Source organism: Nocardia rhizosphaerae, assembly GCF_042650365.1.
GTDB classification, from domain to species: Bacteria; Actinomycetota; Actinomycetes; order Mycobacteriales; family Mycobacteriaceae; genus Nocardia; species Nocardia rhizosphaerae.
Window position 1 is genome coordinate 1,075,758 of the sequence record NZ_JBHSBA010000015.1, and the last position, 16,885, is coordinate 1,092,642.

Sequence of the window (16,885 nt, forward strand, 5' to 3'; positions counted from 1 at the left end):
TCCTCAGCGGTGGAGCTGGACGGCGAGGCCCTGCCCGACCCCGACGCACAGGGTGGCGACGGCATGCCGGGCGTCGCGATCGGCCAGTTCGAGAGCCGCGGTGAGCGCGAGCCGCGCACCGCTGGCTCCGAGTGGATGACCGAGGGCGATCGCGCCGCCGTTCGGATTGACGTGCTCGGCGTCGTCGGGCAGGCCGAGCCCGCGCAGCACGGCGAGCGCCTGCGCGGCGAAGGCCTCGTTGAGTTCGACGACATCGATGTCGCCGATGCCGAGACCCGTTCGGGCCAGCAGCTTCTCGACCGCGGGCACCGGGCCGACGCCCATCGTTCGCGGCGCCACCCCGGCCGAGGTCACCGCGCCGACCCTGGCCAACGGGGTGAGTCCGTACCGCCGTACGACGGCGGCGGAGGCCAGCAGCACGACGGCCGCGCCGTCGTTGATGCCCGAGGAATTGCCCGCCGTGATCGACCCGCCGGGCACCACGGGGCGCAGCGCGGCCAGTGTCTCGGCGGTGGTCTCGCGCGGGTGCTCGTCCCGGTCGACGACGACCGGCTCCGCCCGGCGCCGAGGTACCGGCACCGGGGTGATCTCGCGCGCCTGCCTGCCGCGCGCGATCGCGGTGGCGGCCCGCTGCTGGGAACGGAGCGCGAAGGCGTCCTGGTCGGCGCGCGCGATGCCGTACTCCGCGGCCACGTGCTGGGCGGTCTCCGGCATCGAATCGGTCCCATAGCGTTCCCGCATTCGCGGGTTCACCAGCCGCCAGCCCAGCGTGGTGTCGGCCAGCTCGGCCGAACGATCCCACGCCGCTGCGGCTTTCGGGACGACGTAGGGCGCACGGGTCATCGACTCGACGCCACCGGCCAGCACCAGCTCCGCGTCACCGGCCTTGATCGCCCGCGCCCCGTAGGCGACCGCGTCCAGGCCGGAGGCGCACAGCCGGTTGACCGTCACCCCCGGCACCGTCACCGGCAGCCCGGCCAGCAGCGCCGCCATCCTGGCGACATTGCGGTTGTCCTCACCCGCCTGGTTCGCGCAGCCGAACACCACGTCGTCGACGGCGCCGAAATCCACGGCCGGATGCCGTTCGGTCAGCGCGGTGATCACGTGCGCGGCAAGGTCGTCGGGCCGCACCGCGGCAAGGGCGCCGCCGTAGCGGCCGAACGGCGTGCGCACGCCGTCGACCAGGAACACCTCGCTCATCTACAGCCCCATGTCCTTGGCGATGATGGTCTTCATGACCTCGCTGGTGCCGCCGTAGATCCGGTTGACCCGATTGTCGGCGTACAGCCGCGCCACCGGGTACTCGGTGATGTAGCCGTAGCCGCCGTGCAGTTGCAGACAGCGGTCGATCACGCGGGAGGCGACCTCGGTGCAGAACAGCTTGGCCGAGGCGGCGTCGGCGGGGGTCAGTTCCCCGGCGTCGAGCGCCTCGAGGGCCCGGTCGACCACGGCCTCGGCGGCGTCGACTTCGGCCCTGCAGGCGGCCAGCTCGAACTTGGTGTTCTGGAACGCCGCGACCGGCTGCCCGAAAACGGTGCGGCCCCTGGTGTATTCGAGCGCGAACCGGATAGCGGCCTTGGCCTGGGCGTAGGCGCCCACCGCGATGGACAGCCGCTCCTGCGGCAGGTTGCGCCCCAGATAGCTGAACCCCTTGTGCTCCGCACCGAGCAGATCGGCGACCGGCACCCGCACATCGGTGAACGACAGTTCCGCGGTGTCGGACACCTTCAGGCCCAGCTTGTCCAGTTTGCGGCCGACCGCGTACCCCTCGGATTTCGTGTCGACGACGAACAGTGAGATGCCGTGCCTGCGATCGTTCGCGGTGGGCGCGGCGGTTCTGGCGCAGACGATCACCCGGTCGGCATGCACACCACCGGTGATGAAGGTCTTGGCGCCGTTGAGCAGGTAGTGGGTGCCGTCCGCGGACAGGGTCGCGGTGGTCCGCATGCCCGCCAGGTCCGATCCGGTGCCCGGCTCGGTCATGGCGATGGCGAACATCGACTCACCGGTGACGAAGCCGGGGAACCACCGCTGCTTCTGCTCGTCGGTGGCCAGGCTCTTCAGATACGGCAGGCACAGGCCGACGTGCACGCCCGACCCACCGAGCAGCACGCCGGCGCGGGCGGCCTCCTCCATGAGCAGGGCCTGGAACTTGAACGAGTCGATCCCCGCTCCACCGTATTCCTCGGGGACCTCGATCCCGAAGACGCCGAGTTCGGCCAGCTTCAGGTAGAACTCGCGCGGCACGATCCCGGCCTGATACCACTGTTCGTAGACCGGGACCACCTGCGATTCGATGAAGGCCCTGATGGTCTTGCGGAAGGCTTCGTGTTCTTCGTTGTAGACGGTGCGCTGCACTGGTCGAACTCCGGATCTCTCGATTACAGACGGCGGCCGCCGTCGACGTACAGGGTCTGGCCGGTGACGAATCCGGCCTGGTCGGACGCGAGGAAGGCCACCACGTTCGCGATGTCCGCCGGGGCGCCGACCCGCCGCAGCGGGGTCACCGCGGCCGTCTTGTCCTGCAGTTCCCGAGCGCTCACGCCGACGCGGGCGGCGGTGGCCGCGGTCATCTCGGTGGCGATGAAGCCGGGGGCGACCGCGTTGACGCGGATGCCGAACGGCCCGAGTTCCATGGCCAGCGTGCGGGTGAGCCCCTGGATGCCCGCCTTGGCCGCGGCGTAGTTGGCCTGACCGCGATTGCCGAGCGCCGACACGCTCGAGGTGTTGACGATCGCGCCGCCGCCGTTGTCGACCATGTGTTTCTGGGCGGCCCTGCTGCACAGGAAGGCTCCGCGCAGGTGCACCGACATGACGGTGTCCCAGTCGTCGACCGACATCTTGAACAGCAGGTTGTCGCGCAGGACGCCCGCGTTGTTCACCAGGACGTCGAGCGAGCCGAGATCGCCCACGGTGCGGGCGACGGCGGCGGCGACCGAATCCTCGTCGGCCACATCGCAACCGATTCCGATCGCCAGGCCGCCCGCGGCGTTGATCTTGCCCGCGGTGAGTACGGCCGCGTCGGCGTCGAGATCGACGACGGCGACGGCGCAACCGTCGGCGGCCAGCCGGGCGGCGGTGGCGGCGCCGATTCCCCTCGCGGCTCCGGTGACGAAGGCGGTGCGGTGGGTCATGAGTCGGACTCCCTTGTCAAGCGATGGCGTTCACGCCGGTGAGGGCGCGGCCGATGAGCAGTTTCTGGATCTGGGTGGTGCCCTCGTAGAGGGTGAGCACCCGCGCGTCGCGCAGATACTTGGCGACCGGGTACTCGTCGATGTAGCCGTAGCCACCGAACACCTGGATCGCGTTGTTCGCGGCCTTCACCGCGGCCTCGGAGGCGAACAGCTTCGCCATCGACGCGGCGGTGCCGAACGACTCGCCGCGATCCACGAGGTCGGCGGCACGCCAGGCCAGCAGCCGCGCCGCCTCGGTCTCCACCGCGATATCGGCGAGCAGTTCCTGCACCAGCTGATAGCCGGCGATCGGCTTGCCGAACTGTTCGCGTTCCCCCGCGTACCGGACGGCTGCCTCCAGACACGCCCGCGCCACCCCGACACAGCCGGCAGCGACCCCCATCCGGCCCTTGTCGAGCGCGGCCATCGCGATACGGAAGCCCTGCCCCTCCGCGCCGAGGCGGTGTGTGTCGGGCACGCGCACCTTGTCGAGGACGAGTTCGGCGGTGGCCTGGCCGCGCAGGCCGAGCTTGCCCTTGATCTCGGTCCGGCCGAAGCCGGGGGTATCGGTGGGCACCAGGAAGGCGGTGACTCCCTTGGGGCCGGGTCCGCCGGTGCGCGCGAAGACCAGCGCGACATCGGCCCAGGTGCCGTTGGTGATGAAGATCTTGGTGCCGTCGATGACCCAGTCCGCGCCGTCGCGGGTGGCACGGGTGATCAGGTTCGCGGCGTCGGAGCCGGTGCCGGGCTCGGTGAGCGCGAAGCAGCCGAGCTGTTCGCCCGCACACAACCCCGGCAGGAACCGTCGCTTCTGCTCCTCGGTGCCGTAGCTCGCGATCGACTTGCCGACCAGGCCGAGCGAGACCGACACGATGCCGCGCACGGCGCTGTCGCCCCGGCCCAGCTCTTCGAGCAGCACACAGTAGGCCAGGGCGTCACCGCCGGACCCGCCGTAGTCCTCCTCGATCCCGATGCCGAGGAACCCGAGTGCGCCGAGCTTGCCGACGATCGCCGGGTCCACCGACTCGTCCCGGTCCCACTGCGTGGCGAACGGAACGACTTCCTTGTCCACCCAGGTACGGGCGAGTTCGCGCAGATCGCTGTGCGCTGGTGTGAGTTGCAGATCCACGGACCACTCCTGAACCGAACGTCGTTAGTTTTACGTCCGCACAGTATCCTAACGGTGTTCGGTTAATCAAGGGCCGTTTCGGCGATCGGTGATAGCGTTCGACATCCCGGCATCGGACCGGAGCACAGACAGGAGGGACAGATGGCCAGGCCGCGCGTGCCACTGTTGAGCCGAGAGCGCATCCGCGACGCCGCGCTGACCCTGATCGACCGGGACGGGCTCGCCGAACTCTCCATGCGCAAACTGGCCGCCGAACTCGGCGTACAGGCCGCCTCCCTCTACGGCCACTACCCGAACAAGGACGACCTGTTCGACGACCTCGCCACCGGCATCATGAGCCACGTCGACACCTCGGCGTTCGACACCGAGCCATGGGACCTGGCCCTGGCCGCCTGGGCCCGCAGCTACCGCTCGGCGCTGGTCGCGCACCCCAATTTCGTGCCCTACCTCGCCGCGGGCCCCGGCCGCCGCGCCGAGAACCTGCGCGCCGCCGACGCCGTGCACGGCGGCCTGGTCGGCGCAGGCTGGCCACCGCGCTACGCCACCATGATCGGCGCCGCGACCCGATACCTGGTGATGGGGTCGACGGTCGGCTCGTTCGCCGGCGGTTTCGCCGACGACGTGCAGGTCTACCGCGACCGCTACCCGCACCTGAACCAGGCGCATCTGCTGCGTGCGGTCGCCGACGAGATCGACGACGACAGCTTCGAGCTGGCCCTCACCGCGTTCATCGCCGGGCTCGGCGCCATCTACGCGACGGTCACCGGCTGAACCCGGACGCGACGACGGGACCGGCGGCGCCTACGCCATCGCTCCCACGCGCCCGCCGGTCCCGTCGCGAATCCCCCCGTCCGAGGGGTATCGCCTACATCGAGGCGATGAGCCGATCGACCCGCTCGTCGACCGACCGGAACGGATCCTTGCACAACACCGTGCGCTGCGCTTGATCGTTCAACTTCAAATGCACCCAGTCCACCGTGAAATCGCGACCGGCCTCCTGGGCGGCGGTGATGAAGTCGCCGCGCAGCTTGGCCCGCGTGGTCTGCGGCGGGGTGTTCACCGCCGCGTCGACCGCCTCGTCCTCGGTGATCCGCTTGGCCAAGCCCTTGCGCTGCAGCAGGTCGAACACCCCGCGGCCACGCTTGATGTCGTGGTAGGCCAGGTCGAGCTGGGCGATCTTCGGATCGGACAGCTCCATGCTGTAGCGGTCCTGGTAGCGCTGGAAGAGCTTGCGCTTGATCACCCAGTCGATCTCGGTGTCGACCTTGGCGAAGTCCTGCGCCTCGACCGCGTCCAGGGTGCGGCCCCACAGGTCGACCACCGCGTCGACCTGCGGATCCCGGTCGCGGTTGCGCAGGTGCTCGACCGCGCGGGCGTAGTACTCGCGCTGGATCTCGAGCGCGCTGGCCTGCCTGCCGCCTGCCAGCCGCACGGGCCTGCGGCCGGTCAGGTCGTGGCTCACCTCGCGGATCGCGCGGATCGGGTTGTCGAGGGCGAAATCGCGGAACGAGACGCCGGCCTCGATCATTTCCAGCACCAGCGACGCCGTGCCCACCTTGAGCATGGTGGTCGGCTCGGCCATGTTGGAGTCGCCGACGATCACGTGCAGGCGCCGGTACTTCTCGGCGTCGGCGTGCGGCTCGTCGCGGGTGTTGATGATCGGGCGCGAGCGGGTGGTCGCCGAGGAGACGCCCTCCCAGATGTGCTCGGCGCGCTGGGACAGGCAGAACGTGGCCGCCTTCGGCGTCTGCAGCACCTTGCCCGCGCCACAGATGAGCTGCCGGGTCACCAGGAACGGCAGCAGCACATCGGAGATCCGGGAGAACTCGCCCGCCCGCACCACGAGGAAGTTCTCGTGGCAGCCGTAGGAGTTGCCCGCGGAGTCGGTGTTGTTCTTGAACAGGTAGATGTCACCGCCGATGCCCTCCTCGGCCAGGCGCTGCTCGGCGTCGATCAGCAACTCCTCCAGGACCCGCTCACCGGCGCGGTCGTGGGTGACCAGCTGCACCAGGCTGTCGCATTCGGCCGTGGCGTACTCGGGATGCGATCCGACGTCGAGGTACAACCTGGCACCGTTGCGAAGGAAGACATTGGAGCTACGGCCCCAGGAAACCACCCGGCGGAACAGGTACCGGGCCACCTCGTCGGGGGACAGCCGACGGTGACCGTGGAAGGTGCACGTCACACCGAACTCGGTCTCGATCCCCATGATTCGTCGCTGCACACTATCGACACTACAGCCATGGCCAGTGCCTGCGCGGCGCTGTGGACATCCCATTCGCATACGTGTTCACAACGATTCGGACAGCGAACGATCCGGCGCACACGACGAGGTCAGGCCCGCGAAACGTAGATGTTCGCGGGCCCGACCATGATCGCGACGGCGGTACTACTCCCCCGCGCCGTCCTCGGGTTCGGGCAGGCTCGCCTCGGTCACCGCCTTGCCGGTGGTGCCGGCCAGCGCCTGCTCCAGCGGGGAGCCCTGCAACCTGCGGAACGCCCGCCGCGGCCTGGCCTGCTCCAGGGTGGCCACCTCGAGCGAGGCCACGCCGAGGACCCGCTTGTCCTTGTCGGACTCGGGCTGCCCGGCCTGCAGCGCCCCGATCGCCACCTTCAGCGCGTCGTCCAGGCTCAGGCCCGGCTGATAGGCCGCCTTGAGCGCGGTGACGATCGGTTCGGTGGTGCCGCCCATGACCACGAACTCGCGTTCGTCGACGATGGACCCGTCGAAGGTGATCCGGTACAGCACCGAGGTCGGCTCCTGTTCCGGGTACCCGACCTCGGCCACGCACAGCTCCACCTCGTAGGGCTTGAGCTGATCGGTGAAGATCGAGCCGAGGCTCTGGGCATACAAGTTGGCCAGGCTGCGGCCGGTGACATCGCGCCGGTCGTACTGGTAGCCCTTGAGGTCGGCCTGCAGGATGCCGCCCCGGCGCAGCGCCTCGAACTCGTTGTACTTTCCGACCGCGGCGAACCCGATGCGGTCGTACAGCTCGCTGATCTTGTGCAGGGTCGCCGACGGGTTCTCGGCGACGAACAGCACACCCTTGTCGTAGACCAGCACGATCACACTGCGGCCCCGACCGATGCCCTTGCGGGCGAGCTCGGTCTTGTCCCGCATGATCTGCTCGGCAGAGGCGTAGTACGGCAGTGTCATGCGCCCGCACCCCCGTTCTGCGCGGCCTCGCGGTCGGCCACGATCGCTGTGGTGATCGCACCGAGCCGCTCCTCGGTGACCTCTGCCGCGCCCTCGGCATCGACGAGGACCACGGTCGGGTAGATCCCGCGCAGCGCGTCCGGCCCGCCGGTGGCGGTGTCGTCGTCGGCGGCGTCGACCAGCGATTCCACTGCGATCCGCAGCGCCTGTTCCTGGTCGAGCCCGTGCCGGTAGGTCTTCTTCAGCGAGGACTTGGCGAACATCGAGCCGGACCCGACCGCGGTGTAACCGAACCGCTCCTCACTGCGCGAACCGACCACGTCGAACGACACGATCCGCCCGGCTTTGTCCTGGTCGGTGACCTGGTCGTCGAAGCCGACCAGCAACGGCACCACGGCCAGCCCCTGCATCGCGGCCGGCAGGTTCTCCCGCACCATCTTCGACAGCTTGTTGGCCTTGCCGTCGAAGGTGAGCGAGACCCCTTCGATCTTCTCGTAGTACTCCAGTTCCACCGCGAACAACCGCACCATCTCCACCGCCAACCCGGCCGTGCCCGCGATCCCGGCGGCGGAGAAGGTGTCGGTGATGTACACCTTCTCCATATCGCGCGAGGCCACCAGGTTGCCCTGGGTGGCCCGGCGATCGCCGGCGATCAGCACGCCACCGCGATAGCTGACCGCGACGATCGTGGTGCCGTGCGGTGCGAAATCCGCGCCGGCAGGCACATCGCTCACGCCGAATCTGTTGGCGGGCAACAGATCGGGCGCGTGCATTCGGAGATGTTCGGTGAACGAGGAGAGAGCCTGCGCCGCGTGGAGGCGCAACGGATCACCTGAGGTCACTGGCCGCCCTTCTGCACATAGGCCCGCACGAAGTCCTCGGCGTTCTCCTCGAGCACGTCATCGATCTCGTCGAGGAGGTCGTCGGTCTCCTCCGCCAGCTTCTCGCGGCGTTCCTGCCCTGCCGCGTCGACACCGTCGGGACCCTCGTCCTCGTCGCCACCCCCGGCGCGCTTGGTCTGCTCTTGTGCCATGGCCGCCGACCTCCTCTTCCTCATCACGAAGTTCGTGCTCGTCCCTCAACACTACCGAGCGGATCCGACAACGTGGTCTATTAGCGATCGGATTGTCGCCCGGTCGTGCCAGTGATCGGCCTCAATGAGTGAGCTGATCGACCAGTTCGGCGGCCGATTCCGCCGCGTCGAGCAGCTTGCCGACGTGCGCTTTCGTGCCGCGGCGCGGTTCCAGGGTGGGGATTCGGACCAGCGAATCGCCACCCAGATCGAAGATCACCGAATCCCAACTGGCGGCGGCGATATCGGCACCGAAGCGGCGCAGGCACTCGCCGCGGAAATACGCACGGGTGTCGATGGGCGGATTGGTCATCGCGTCGAGCACATCTTGCTCGCTGACCAGCCGCTTCATCGAACCGCGGGCGACGAGGCGGTTGTAGAGCCCCTTGTCCAGGCGCACATCCGAGTACTGCAGATCCATCAGGTGCAGCTTGGGCGCGGCCCAGCCGAGGCCCTCGCGGCTGCGCATGCCCTCGAGCAGGCGCAGTTTGGCGGGCCAGTCGAGCAGGTTCGCGCACTCCATCGGGTCGCGCTCGAGCAGGTCGAGCACCATCGCCCAGTTGTCGACGATGTCGCGCACCCGCGGATCGTCGTTGCCCTCGCGGTCGACGAACTTGGCGACCCGCTCGTGGTAGAGCCGTTGCAGCGCAAGGCCGGTGAGCTCGCGGCCGTCGGCGAGCGCGACGGTGGCGCGCAGCGACGGATCGTGACTGATCTGGTGCACCGCGGTCACCGGCCGGGCCAGCTGGAACTCCGAGAGGTCCTCGCCCGCCTCGATCAGGTCGAGCACCAGCGCGGTGGTACCGACCTTGAGGTAGGTCGACATCTCGGCCAGGTTGGCGTCGCCGATGATCACGTGCAGGCGACGGTACTTGTCGGCGTCGGCGTGCGGCTCGTCGCGGGTGTTGATGATGCCGCGCTTGAGCGTGGTCTCCAGACCGACCTCGACCTCGATGTAGTCGGCGCGCTGGGACAGCTGGAAACCGGCATGGTCGCCGGACTGGCCGATACCGACCCGGCCGGACCCGCAGATCACCTGCCTGGACACGAAGAACGGGGTCAGCCCGGCGATGATGTGGCTGAACGGGGTGTCGCGGTTCATCAGATAGTTCTCGTGGGTGCCGTAGGAAGCGCCCTTGCCGTCGACGTTGTTCTTGTACAGCTGCAGGCGCGGTGCGCCCGGCACGCTGGAGGCGTGCCTGGCGGCGGCCTCCATCACCCGCTCGCCCGCCTTGTCCCAGATAACGGCGTCGAGCGGGTCGACGACCTCGGGTGCGGAGTACTCCGGGTGGGCGTGATCGACGTAGAGCCGGGCGCCGTTGGTGAGGATCATGTTCGCCGCGCCGACCTCGTCGGCGTCGATCACCGGGGCCGGACCGCTCATCCGGCTCAGATCGAAACCGCGCGCGTCTCGCAGCGGCGATTCCACCTCGTAGTCCCAGCGGGTCCGCTTGGCCCGCGGCACTCCCTCCGCCGCCGCGTAGGCGAGCACGGCCTGCGTGGAGGTCAGGATCGGGTTGGCCGTCGGCTCCGTGGGGGTCGAGATGCCGTACTCGACCTCGATTCCGATGATGCGCTGCATGCCGTCGAGCCTAGGCGACGCGCCGGGCGCGCATCGTCATCTCACCGCAGCGGCCCACCCTCAGCCCGCGTCGGCACCGTGACGTGGTCCCCCGGGAGGGGGACCACGGGGTCGTTCTCGCGGGCGATCCGGCGGGCGGGCAGCGGCCGCGATACTCGCTGCATGAGCGAATCGGTTCAGGTGTTGCCCGGTACGGTCGAGGAGCGGCCCGGCCGGGTGGTCGCCCTCGATGTCCTGCGCGGGATCGCGATCGTCGGCACGCTCGGCACCAATGTCTGGATCTTCACCAACCCCGCAGGCCTGGTCGGCTACGCCCAGGATCTCGGTGGCGCGGCCGAGAACGGCTGGATGTGGACCGAACGAGTGCTGCAACAGCTGGCCCAGGGCAAGTTCCTCGGGCTGCTCACGGTGATGTTCGGCATCGGTCTGGCCATCCAGCAGGCATCGGCCCACCGCGGTGGGCGCCGCTGGCCGGGCAGGTACCCGGTGCGGGCCGGGCTGCTGTTCCTCGACGGCCTGCTGAACTTCCTGCTGATCGCCGAGTTCGACGTACTGATGGGGTACGCGGTGACCGGACTCGTCGTGGCCTATCTGCTGGCGACGAGCGAACGCGCGCAACGCCGCTGGCTGATCACGGCGGCCGCGATCCACCTGACGATGATGACGCTGATCGCCGCCGCGCTGGCCTTCGCCCCGGCACAGGAACGGTCATCGGCACCGCTTGACCCGAATCCCTATGCCGACGGCTCCTTCTGGGATCTGGTGCTGTTCCGGCTCGACCACGTGCTGACCTTCCGGCTGGAGACGATCCTGGTTTTCCCGATGTCGGTGGCACTGTTCCTGCTCGGCGCACGGCTCTACCACGCCGGGGTGTTCCGGCCCGAGGGCGCGCGCCTGCGCAGGCGGCTCATGGTGCTCGGGTTCGGGATCGCCGCACCGCTCGACCTCGTGATCGGAGTGTTCGGCGGCGGAGATCTGGTCCTGCTCACCCGCTACGGCATCGCGCCGTTCGTCGCGCTCGGCATCCTGGCCGCGGTCGCGGAGTTCTACCAGCGCGGGCAGCGGACCGGCTTGCTGGGCGCACGCCTCGGCGAGGTCGGCCGGATGGCGCTGAGCTGCTACATCCTGCAGAATCTGATCGCCGGAATCCTTTGCTACGGCTGGGGTTTCGGGTTGGCGACCCGGATACCCGCCGCGGCGCTCGTCCCGTTCACGATCGGCGTCTTCGCGCTGGTGGTCGCCCTGATCGCGCTGTTCGCCCACCTGTGGCTGCGCTGGTTCGAGCGCGGGCCGGTGGAGTGGCTGTGGCAGCGAACCTACCGGCTGCTCGCCCGGACGGACTGAGTCAGCCGAAGCGCTGTTCCGGTGGCGGTGCGGCATCCGGCGCGACGAGCAGGTCGGCGACGAGCGAATCCCGTTGCAGCGGAACCCCGAGGCTGCGCGCGTTGCCCTCGAACAGCGACAGCACCGATTCGGTGAGAATGCCCTGCACCTGCTCGGTGCTGAGCTCGGGTTCGGCGTCGGCGCGCCAGCTGGCGACCACTCCGTCGACGAGACCGACCATCCCGAACGCCATGGGCCGCGCCCGCGCGGAGTCGATGCCGAAGCGGGCCAGGCTGGCGGCGAACATGTCGGCCAGCTGCCCGCCCACCTCGCGACCCGCCCCGGCCAGGGTGGCATCGCTGCCTTCGGGAGCGGCGTCGCCGAGAAAGCGGTGCAGGTTGGGGTGGCGGTCGATCCAGCCGAGATAGGTGCCGATCGCGCCGCGGACGGCTTCTTTCAGGGTGCCGTCGGGACGCAACGCGGGCAGCAGTTCGGCCAGCAGCAGTTCCAGGATGCGTTTGCGCGCCAGCGCGTCCAGCTCGGCCCGCCCGCCCACGTGCCGGTACACCACCGGGCGTGGCAGCGCCAGATGCTCGGCGATGAGCTGCACCGAGATCTCGACCCCGTGCTCTTCGATCACCTCGACCGCGGCGTCGATCATCTCCGCGCGGCGTTTGGCCTTGTGGCCCTGCCAGCGCGTGGCGCGCCCGTCCCCGACGGGTTGCTCGGCCTGGGCGGATGGGGCAGTCACAGTGCCCACGATACGCGTCACCCGATTGCCCGTGACCTGATGTCCCACCAACCACACTCCACCGCACCGACACCTTCGTGCCGACATCGTACGACCCCCACCCCCCACCGCCGACCGGGACGGTCCGCACGCAGGAGGCAGTGCCCTGCCAGGGCGGCCGGGGCGCGGCGGAGGGGTTAGTCTCGGCCGGTGTCTGCGAATCCGGAGTCGGAATTGCTCGCCGTGTACGACGCCGCGGGGACGGTGCTCGGGTCCGCTGAGCGGGGCACCGTGTACCGGGACGGGCTCTGGCATGCCAGCGCCGGGGTGCTGGTGCGCTCCGGCGACGGCGGCCGGGTCTATGTGCATCGGCGCACCGACAGCAAACTCGTCTTCGCCGGGATGCACGACTGTCTGGCGGGCGGTGTCGTCGACGCGGGCGAGGACCCCGCCGACACCGCGGTCCGCGAGCTGCGCGAGGAACTCGGTGTCGAACTCGACGGCGTGGCGCCGATGCTGCGCGCCACCGTGTCCTGGGACGGCAGCTGGGCCGGAAAACCGTTGCGCTGCCATCTGTTCGGCTACGAGATCCGCTACGACGGGCCGATCCGGCACCAGCCGTCCGAGATCGCGGACGGCTGGTGGTGGACCGATGCGCGGCTGCGCGCCCACCTCGCCGATCCGGCCTGGCCGTTCGTGCCCGACACCAGGCAGCTCGTCGACAGTCTGCTCGGCGCCGCGGATCAGTAGACGATCACCTGCCAGGTCTGCATGCTGAACGGCAGGTCACAGGCGGTTTCGGAGTGGAAGCCCCCGAACGCCGGCTGACCGTAGCGCTCATAGCTGCTGAACCAGTTCCACCAGGCCCAGCAGGTGACCCGCACCTGATGCCACACCGGGTCACCGCACTGGGAGAACGCGCCGGTGCCCGCGATGGGGTTCACCGAACAGTGCCCTGGCGGCGTCGCCTGCGCGGGCGCGGCGAGCAGGGTCGATGCACCGAGGAGACCCGCGGCGGCGACCCCGACAGTGATCTTGCGAAGCGATTTCATGACTACCTCCCACTGCGTGGCGTTCGGCGCTGTCCACCCCGCGCCGGATCCACGCTCGGTTCGATATTCGCCGCGGGACACCGTGTCCCGCCGATGTGAGCTACATCATGAAGATCGCCGCCGCCGTTACGCCCGTGCCCGAATAGTTATCCGCGGGCAATCGGTGGATCAGCCCAGATCACGCAACGCCGCATCGTCGCGTGCCACGACCGCGCCACCGTCGGCGGTGAGCACGATGGGCCGCTGGATGAGCTTGGGATGCTCGGCCAGCGCCGCCAGCCACCGGTCGATATCGGCCTCGGTGCGACCCCAGCTCGCCATGCCGAGATCCTTGGCGATCTGCTCACCGGTGCGGGTGATGTCCCACGGCTTGGCATCGAGCCTGGCCAGGACCGCGCGCAGTTCCTCGACGGTCGGCGGGTCGTCGAGGTAGCGGCGCACCGTGTACTCGACGCCGGCGGCGTCCAGGTGCGCGGTGGCGTTGCGGCTCTTCGTGCAGCGCGGGTTGTGCCAGATCTCGGTGTGCCCTGTGGTCATCTCCGCATCGTGGCAGCAGGGCGGCGTGGTCGTCCAGCTCACCCCGCGCCGACCCGCGCGGAGGAACGCCGCGGGTGTCGCCGCCCCGGCGGCGGGGCGCACCCCGCCGCCGAGTTCCCCGGTCCGTACCCGTGCCGCGGCCACGACTGGCAGGATGCGCGGTACATCGTCCGGCAGCACCCCAGTTCCGAGGAGACACCGTCCAGGTGAACAGTCACACGCAGGACCGCTCCATCGCCACCATCGCCCGCTCCGCCCTCGGCCTCGGTGCCGTCGTCGCCGCACTGGTCGCCCTCGCCCCCGGTGCGGGCGCCCAGCCCGCCGAGCAGGCCGCGGGCTGCGTCCCCGCCGCGCCGGGAGCGCCCAACGGCAAGCAATGGCCCGTCGAACCCGCGCTCACCATCGACCCGGCCGCCGCGTACACCGCGAGCCTGGAAACCACCTGCGGTACCGTCTCGATCGCGCTGGACGCCGCCGCGGCACCGCGCACGGTCAACTCGTTCGCCTTCCTCGCCGCCGAGGGCTACTTCGACCACACCCCCTGCCACCGCCTCACCACCGACGGTATCTACGTCCTGCAGTGCGGCGATCCCACCGGCACCGGAACCGGCGGCCCCGGTTACCGTTTCGACGACGAGAACCTCGCGGGCGCGGTCTATCCGGCGGGTACGGTCGCGATGGCCAATGCCGGGCCAGGCACCAACGGCAGCCAGTTCTTCCTCGTGCACGCCGACACCGCGCTGCCGCCGAACTACACCCCGTTCGGCCGGGTCACCGCGGGGATGGACGTGCTGTCGGCCGTCGCCGCCGCAGGCGTACTCGGCGGTGGTCCCGACGGCAAGCCGGTGGCCGAGGTCGTGCTCGACACCGTCACCACCACACAGGGCTGAAACGACCGAGGGCCGCGGCTCCCGGTGGGAGCGGCGGCCCTCGACGTGCGGTGCGGCGATCAGCCCGCGCTGATCGAGCTGAACAGGTTCGCGATCGTCTGCAAGATCACTTCGGTCAGGAATTCGGCAGCCGAACCGGCCATGGTGCACACTCCTCGTTTCAGGTCCCCATCAGGGGTGACGAACATCTGAAGCATGACCTATTCACTCCGTGTGGCGCAGCGTTTTCGGAAAAATTCTCGTATCCCGCGGACAACGAAGGCCGCGCTCCCGGCGGAACGCGGCCTTCGCCCGAGCGATGCTCTTACAGGTACTGACCGGTGTTGGACTCGGTGTCGATCGCCCGGCTTGCCGAGGCGTTCTTTCCGGTCACCAGGGTTCGGATGTAGACGATCCGCTCGCCCTTCTTGCCCGAGATCCTGGCCCAGTCGTCCGGGTTGGTGGTGTTGGGCAGGTCCTCGTTCTCGGCGAACTCGTCGACGATGGAGTCGAAGAGGTGCTGGATCCGCAGACCCGGATTTCCGGTGTCGAGCACGGACTTGATCGCGTACTTCTTGGCCCGGTCGACGATGTTCTGGATCATCGCACCGGAGTTGAAGTCCTTGAAGTACAGCACTTCCTTGTCACCGTTGGCGTAGGTGACCTCCAGGAACCGGTTGTCGTCGCTCTCGGCGTACATCCGCTCGACGACCTTCTCGATCATCGCCTCCACGCACGCGGCCTTGTCGCCGTCGAACTCGCGCACATCGCTCTCGTGCAGCGGCAGCGTTTCGGTGAGGTACTTCGAGAAGATGTCCTGCGCCGATTCGGCGTCCGGCCGCTCGATCTTGATCTTCACATCGAGGCGGCCGGGCCGCAGGATGGCGGGGTCGATCATGTCCTCGCGGTTGGAGGCGCCGATCACGATGACGTTCTCCAGCCCCTCGACACCGTCGATCTCCGAAAGCAGCTGCGGCACAACGGTGGTCTCCACGTCGGAGGAGACACCCGAACCTCGGGTGCGGAAGATCGAGTCCATCTCGTCGAAGAACACGATCACCGGGGTGCCCTCGGAGGCCTTCTCGCGGGCCCGCTGGAAGATGATCCTGATGTGGCGCTCGGTCTCGCCGACGAACTTGTTGAGCAGCTCGGGGCCCTTGATGTTGAGGAAGAAGGACTTGGCCTCCTTGGCGTCCTCACCGCGGGCCTCGGCGATCTTCTTGGCCAGCGAGTTGGCGACGGCCTTGGCGATCAGCGTCTTACCGCAGCCGGGCGGACCGTAGAGCAGCACACCCTTGGGCGGGCGCAGCGCGTACTCGCGGAACAGATCCTTGTGCAGGAACGGCAGTTCCACCGCGTCACGGATCTGCTCGATCTGGCGGCCGAGACCACCGATGTCGGTGTAGTCGACATCGGGAACCTCTTCCAGCACAAGGTCTTCGACCTCGGCCTTGGGAATGCGTTCGAAGGCGAAGCCGGCCTTGGTGTCGACCAGCAGCGAATCACCAGGCCGCAGTTTGCGGATCGGCGAATCCGGATCGTCGAGGTCGTCGCACTCGGCGACCTTGGCCAGCGGACCGGACAGCCAGACCACGCGCTCCTCGTCGGCGTGGCCGACCACAAGGGCGCGGCGGCCGTCGTCGAGAATCTCGCGCAGCGTGCCGATTTCACCGATGGCGTCGAAGGTGCCCGCCTCGACCACGGTGAGCGCCTCGTTCAGGCGCACGGTCTGGCCGTACTCGAGCGTCGCGGCGTCGATGTTGGGTGAGCAGGTCAGGCGCATCTTGCGACCGGAGGTGAAGACGTCGACCGTCTGATCCTCGTAGGCGTGGATGACGATGCCGTAGCCGCTGGGCGGCTGACCGAGGCGATCGACTTCCTCCCGCAGGGCGATCAGTTGCTGGCGCGCTTCCTTGAGCGTGTCCATCAGCTTGCCGTTGCGAATGGTCAGCGAATCGATACGCGCTTCCAATTCGCGTGTGCGATCCGGCGAGTCGGCGAGTTGCCTGCGAAGAGCAGCCGCCTCGGCGCGTACCGCCTCGAGCTCTCGCCAGGCCGCCGAATCCGAATTCTCGTTGGGGCTCATGATGCTGCTCCTCCCAGTCCCGGTCTTTCAACGCTACCGGGCGCGGTCCGTTCTCGCTTTCCGACATGGTTTCGTCGTGATCACATCTTGTACGGCGATCGGCGCAATCCTAGGCCGTGTTAGGCTCCCCTAACACCCCGACCCGGGGCACTCGGCGAGCGCGCTCGCCATCGAG

General features: G+C 68.9%; 18 protein-coding genes. 4 read left to right on the forward strand and 14 right to left on the reverse strand.

Annotated features, from left to right (window positions below; all coding sequences use genetic code 11):
- Positions 1-3 precede the first annotated feature (3 nt).
- From pcaF to ACFOW8_RS27225, 4 genes are read right to left on the reverse strand one after another with little or no spacing between them, the layout of a single operon-like run.
- The gene (gene pcaF, locus ACFOW8_RS27210) at positions 4-1,200 is read right to left on the reverse strand and encodes a 3-oxoadipyl-CoA thiolase (protein ID WP_378554395.1); all 1,197 of its coding nucleotides are present in this window, start codon (positions 1,198-1,200) and stop codon (positions 4-6) included.
- A complete protein-coding gene (locus tag ACFOW8_RS27215) occupies positions 1,201-2,358 on the reverse strand; it encodes an acyl-CoA dehydrogenase family protein (protein WP_378554397.1) in 1,158 nt (385 codons plus the stop codon). It lies immediately after the preceding gene.
- A gap of 23 nt (positions 2,359-2,381) precedes the next feature.
- Positions 2,382-3,134, reverse strand: coding sequence for a 3-oxoacyl-ACP reductase FabG (fabG, locus tag ACFOW8_RS27220; protein WP_378554398.1), 753 nt, complete (start codon positions 3,132-3,134; stop codon positions 2,382-2,384).
- 16 nt (positions 3,135-3,150) lie between these two features.
- Positions 3,151-4,302, reverse strand: a complete 1,152-nt coding sequence (locus ACFOW8_RS27225; RefSeq protein ID WP_378554399.1) for an acyl-CoA dehydrogenase family protein — start codon at positions 4,300-4,302, stop codon at positions 3,151-3,153.
- 141 nt (positions 4,303-4,443) lie between these two features.
- On the opposite strand from ACFOW8_RS27225, the gene ACFOW8_RS27230 reads away from it, so the two are divergent.
- Complete coding sequence (locus tag ACFOW8_RS27230) at positions 4,444-5,073, forward strand: TetR/AcrR family transcriptional regulator (protein WP_378554400.1); 630 nt, start codon at positions 4,444-4,446, stop codon at positions 5,071-5,073.
- A gap of 94 nt (positions 5,074-5,167) precedes the next feature.
- Here ACFOW8_RS27230 and pafA read toward each other — a convergent pair whose 3' ends face one another.
- From pafA to dop, 5 genes are all read right to left on the reverse strand, one after another.
- Positions 5,168-6,526 (reverse strand): Pup--protein ligase, encoded by a 1,359-nt coding sequence (gene pafA / locus ACFOW8_RS27235; RefSeq protein ID WP_378554401.1) that lies wholly within the window; start codon positions 6,524-6,526, stop codon positions 5,168-5,170.
- Positions 6,527-6,691: 165 nt separating this feature from the next.
- Entirely contained in the window at positions 6,692-7,459 is a 768-nt protein-coding gene (prcA, locus tag ACFOW8_RS27240; RefSeq protein WP_378554402.1) for a proteasome subunit alpha, read from the reverse strand.
- The gene (prcB, locus tag ACFOW8_RS27245) at positions 7,456-8,232 is read right to left on the reverse strand and encodes a proteasome subunit beta (protein ID WP_378554403.1); all 777 of its coding nucleotides are present in this window, start codon (positions 8,230-8,232) and stop codon (positions 7,456-7,458) included. The genes prcA and prcB overlap by 4 nt, the downstream gene beginning before the upstream one ends.
- Positions 8,233-8,297: 65 nt before the next feature.
- Complete coding sequence (locus tag ACFOW8_RS27250; RefSeq protein WP_014986166.1) at positions 8,298-8,492, reverse strand: ubiquitin-like protein Pup; 195 nt, start codon at positions 8,490-8,492, stop codon at positions 8,298-8,300.
- A 121-nt stretch (positions 8,493-8,613) separates the two neighbouring features.
- Entirely contained in the window at positions 8,614-10,113 is a 1,500-nt protein-coding gene (gene dop / locus ACFOW8_RS27255) for a depupylase/deamidase Dop (protein WP_378554404.1), read from the reverse strand.
- A 162-nt stretch (positions 10,114-10,275) separates the two neighbouring features.
- On the opposite strand from dop, the gene ACFOW8_RS27260 reads away from it, so the two are divergent.
- Positions 10,276-11,457, forward strand: a complete 1,182-nt coding sequence (locus tag ACFOW8_RS27260) for a DUF418 domain-containing protein (RefSeq protein ID WP_378554406.1) — start codon at positions 10,276-10,278, stop codon at positions 11,455-11,457.
- Between the two features lies 1 nt (position 11,458).
- Here ACFOW8_RS27260 and ACFOW8_RS27265 read toward each other — a convergent pair whose 3' ends face one another.
- A complete protein-coding gene (locus tag ACFOW8_RS27265) occupies positions 11,459-12,187 on the reverse strand; it encodes a TetR/AcrR family transcriptional regulator (protein ID WP_378554407.1) in 729 nt (242 codons plus the stop codon).
- Positions 12,188-12,376: 189 nt separating this feature from the next.
- Here ACFOW8_RS27265 and ACFOW8_RS27270 point away from each other — a divergent pair, with 189 nt between their 5' ends.
- The gene (locus tag ACFOW8_RS27270; RefSeq protein WP_378554408.1) at positions 12,377-12,916 is read left to right on the forward strand and encodes an NUDIX hydrolase; all 540 of its coding nucleotides are present in this window, start codon (positions 12,377-12,379) and stop codon (positions 12,914-12,916) included.
- Here the strand turns inward: ACFOW8_RS27270 and ACFOW8_RS27275 are convergent.
- Positions 12,910-13,218: a hypothetical protein gene (locus tag ACFOW8_RS27275; RefSeq protein ID WP_378554409.1), complete on the reverse strand. Its 309-nt coding sequence runs from the start codon at positions 13,216-13,218 to the stop codon at positions 12,910-12,912. The two genes, ACFOW8_RS27270 and ACFOW8_RS27275, sit on opposite strands and share 7 nt — an antisense overlap.
- A gap of 168 nt (positions 13,219-13,386) precedes the next feature.
- On the reverse strand, positions 13,387-13,755 hold the full coding sequence (locus ACFOW8_RS27280; RefSeq protein WP_378554697.1) for an arsenate reductase family protein: 369 nt from the start codon (positions 13,753-13,755) through the stop codon (positions 13,387-13,389).
- 206 nt (positions 13,756-13,961) lie between these two features.
- Here ACFOW8_RS27280 and ACFOW8_RS27285 point away from each other — a divergent pair, with 206 nt between their 5' ends.
- Positions 13,962-14,645 (forward strand): peptidylprolyl isomerase, encoded by a 684-nt coding sequence (locus ACFOW8_RS27285; protein WP_378554411.1) that lies wholly within the window; start codon positions 13,962-13,964, stop codon positions 14,643-14,645.
- A gap of 59 nt (positions 14,646-14,704) precedes the next feature.
- On the opposite strand, the gene ACFOW8_RS27290 is transcribed toward ACFOW8_RS27285, so the two are convergent.
- Positions 14,705-14,842 (reverse strand): hypothetical protein, encoded by a 138-nt coding sequence (locus ACFOW8_RS27290; RefSeq protein WP_378554412.1) that lies wholly within the window; start codon positions 14,840-14,842, stop codon positions 14,705-14,707.
- Between the two features lie 107 nt (positions 14,843-14,949).
- Positions 14,950-16,710 carry a proteasome ATPase gene (gene arc / locus ACFOW8_RS27295; RefSeq protein WP_378554413.1) on the reverse strand — a complete coding sequence of 587 codons (1,761 nt, stop codon included), beginning with the start codon at positions 16,708-16,710 and terminating at the stop codon, positions 14,950-14,952.
- Positions 16,711-16,885 lie beyond the last annotated feature (175 nt).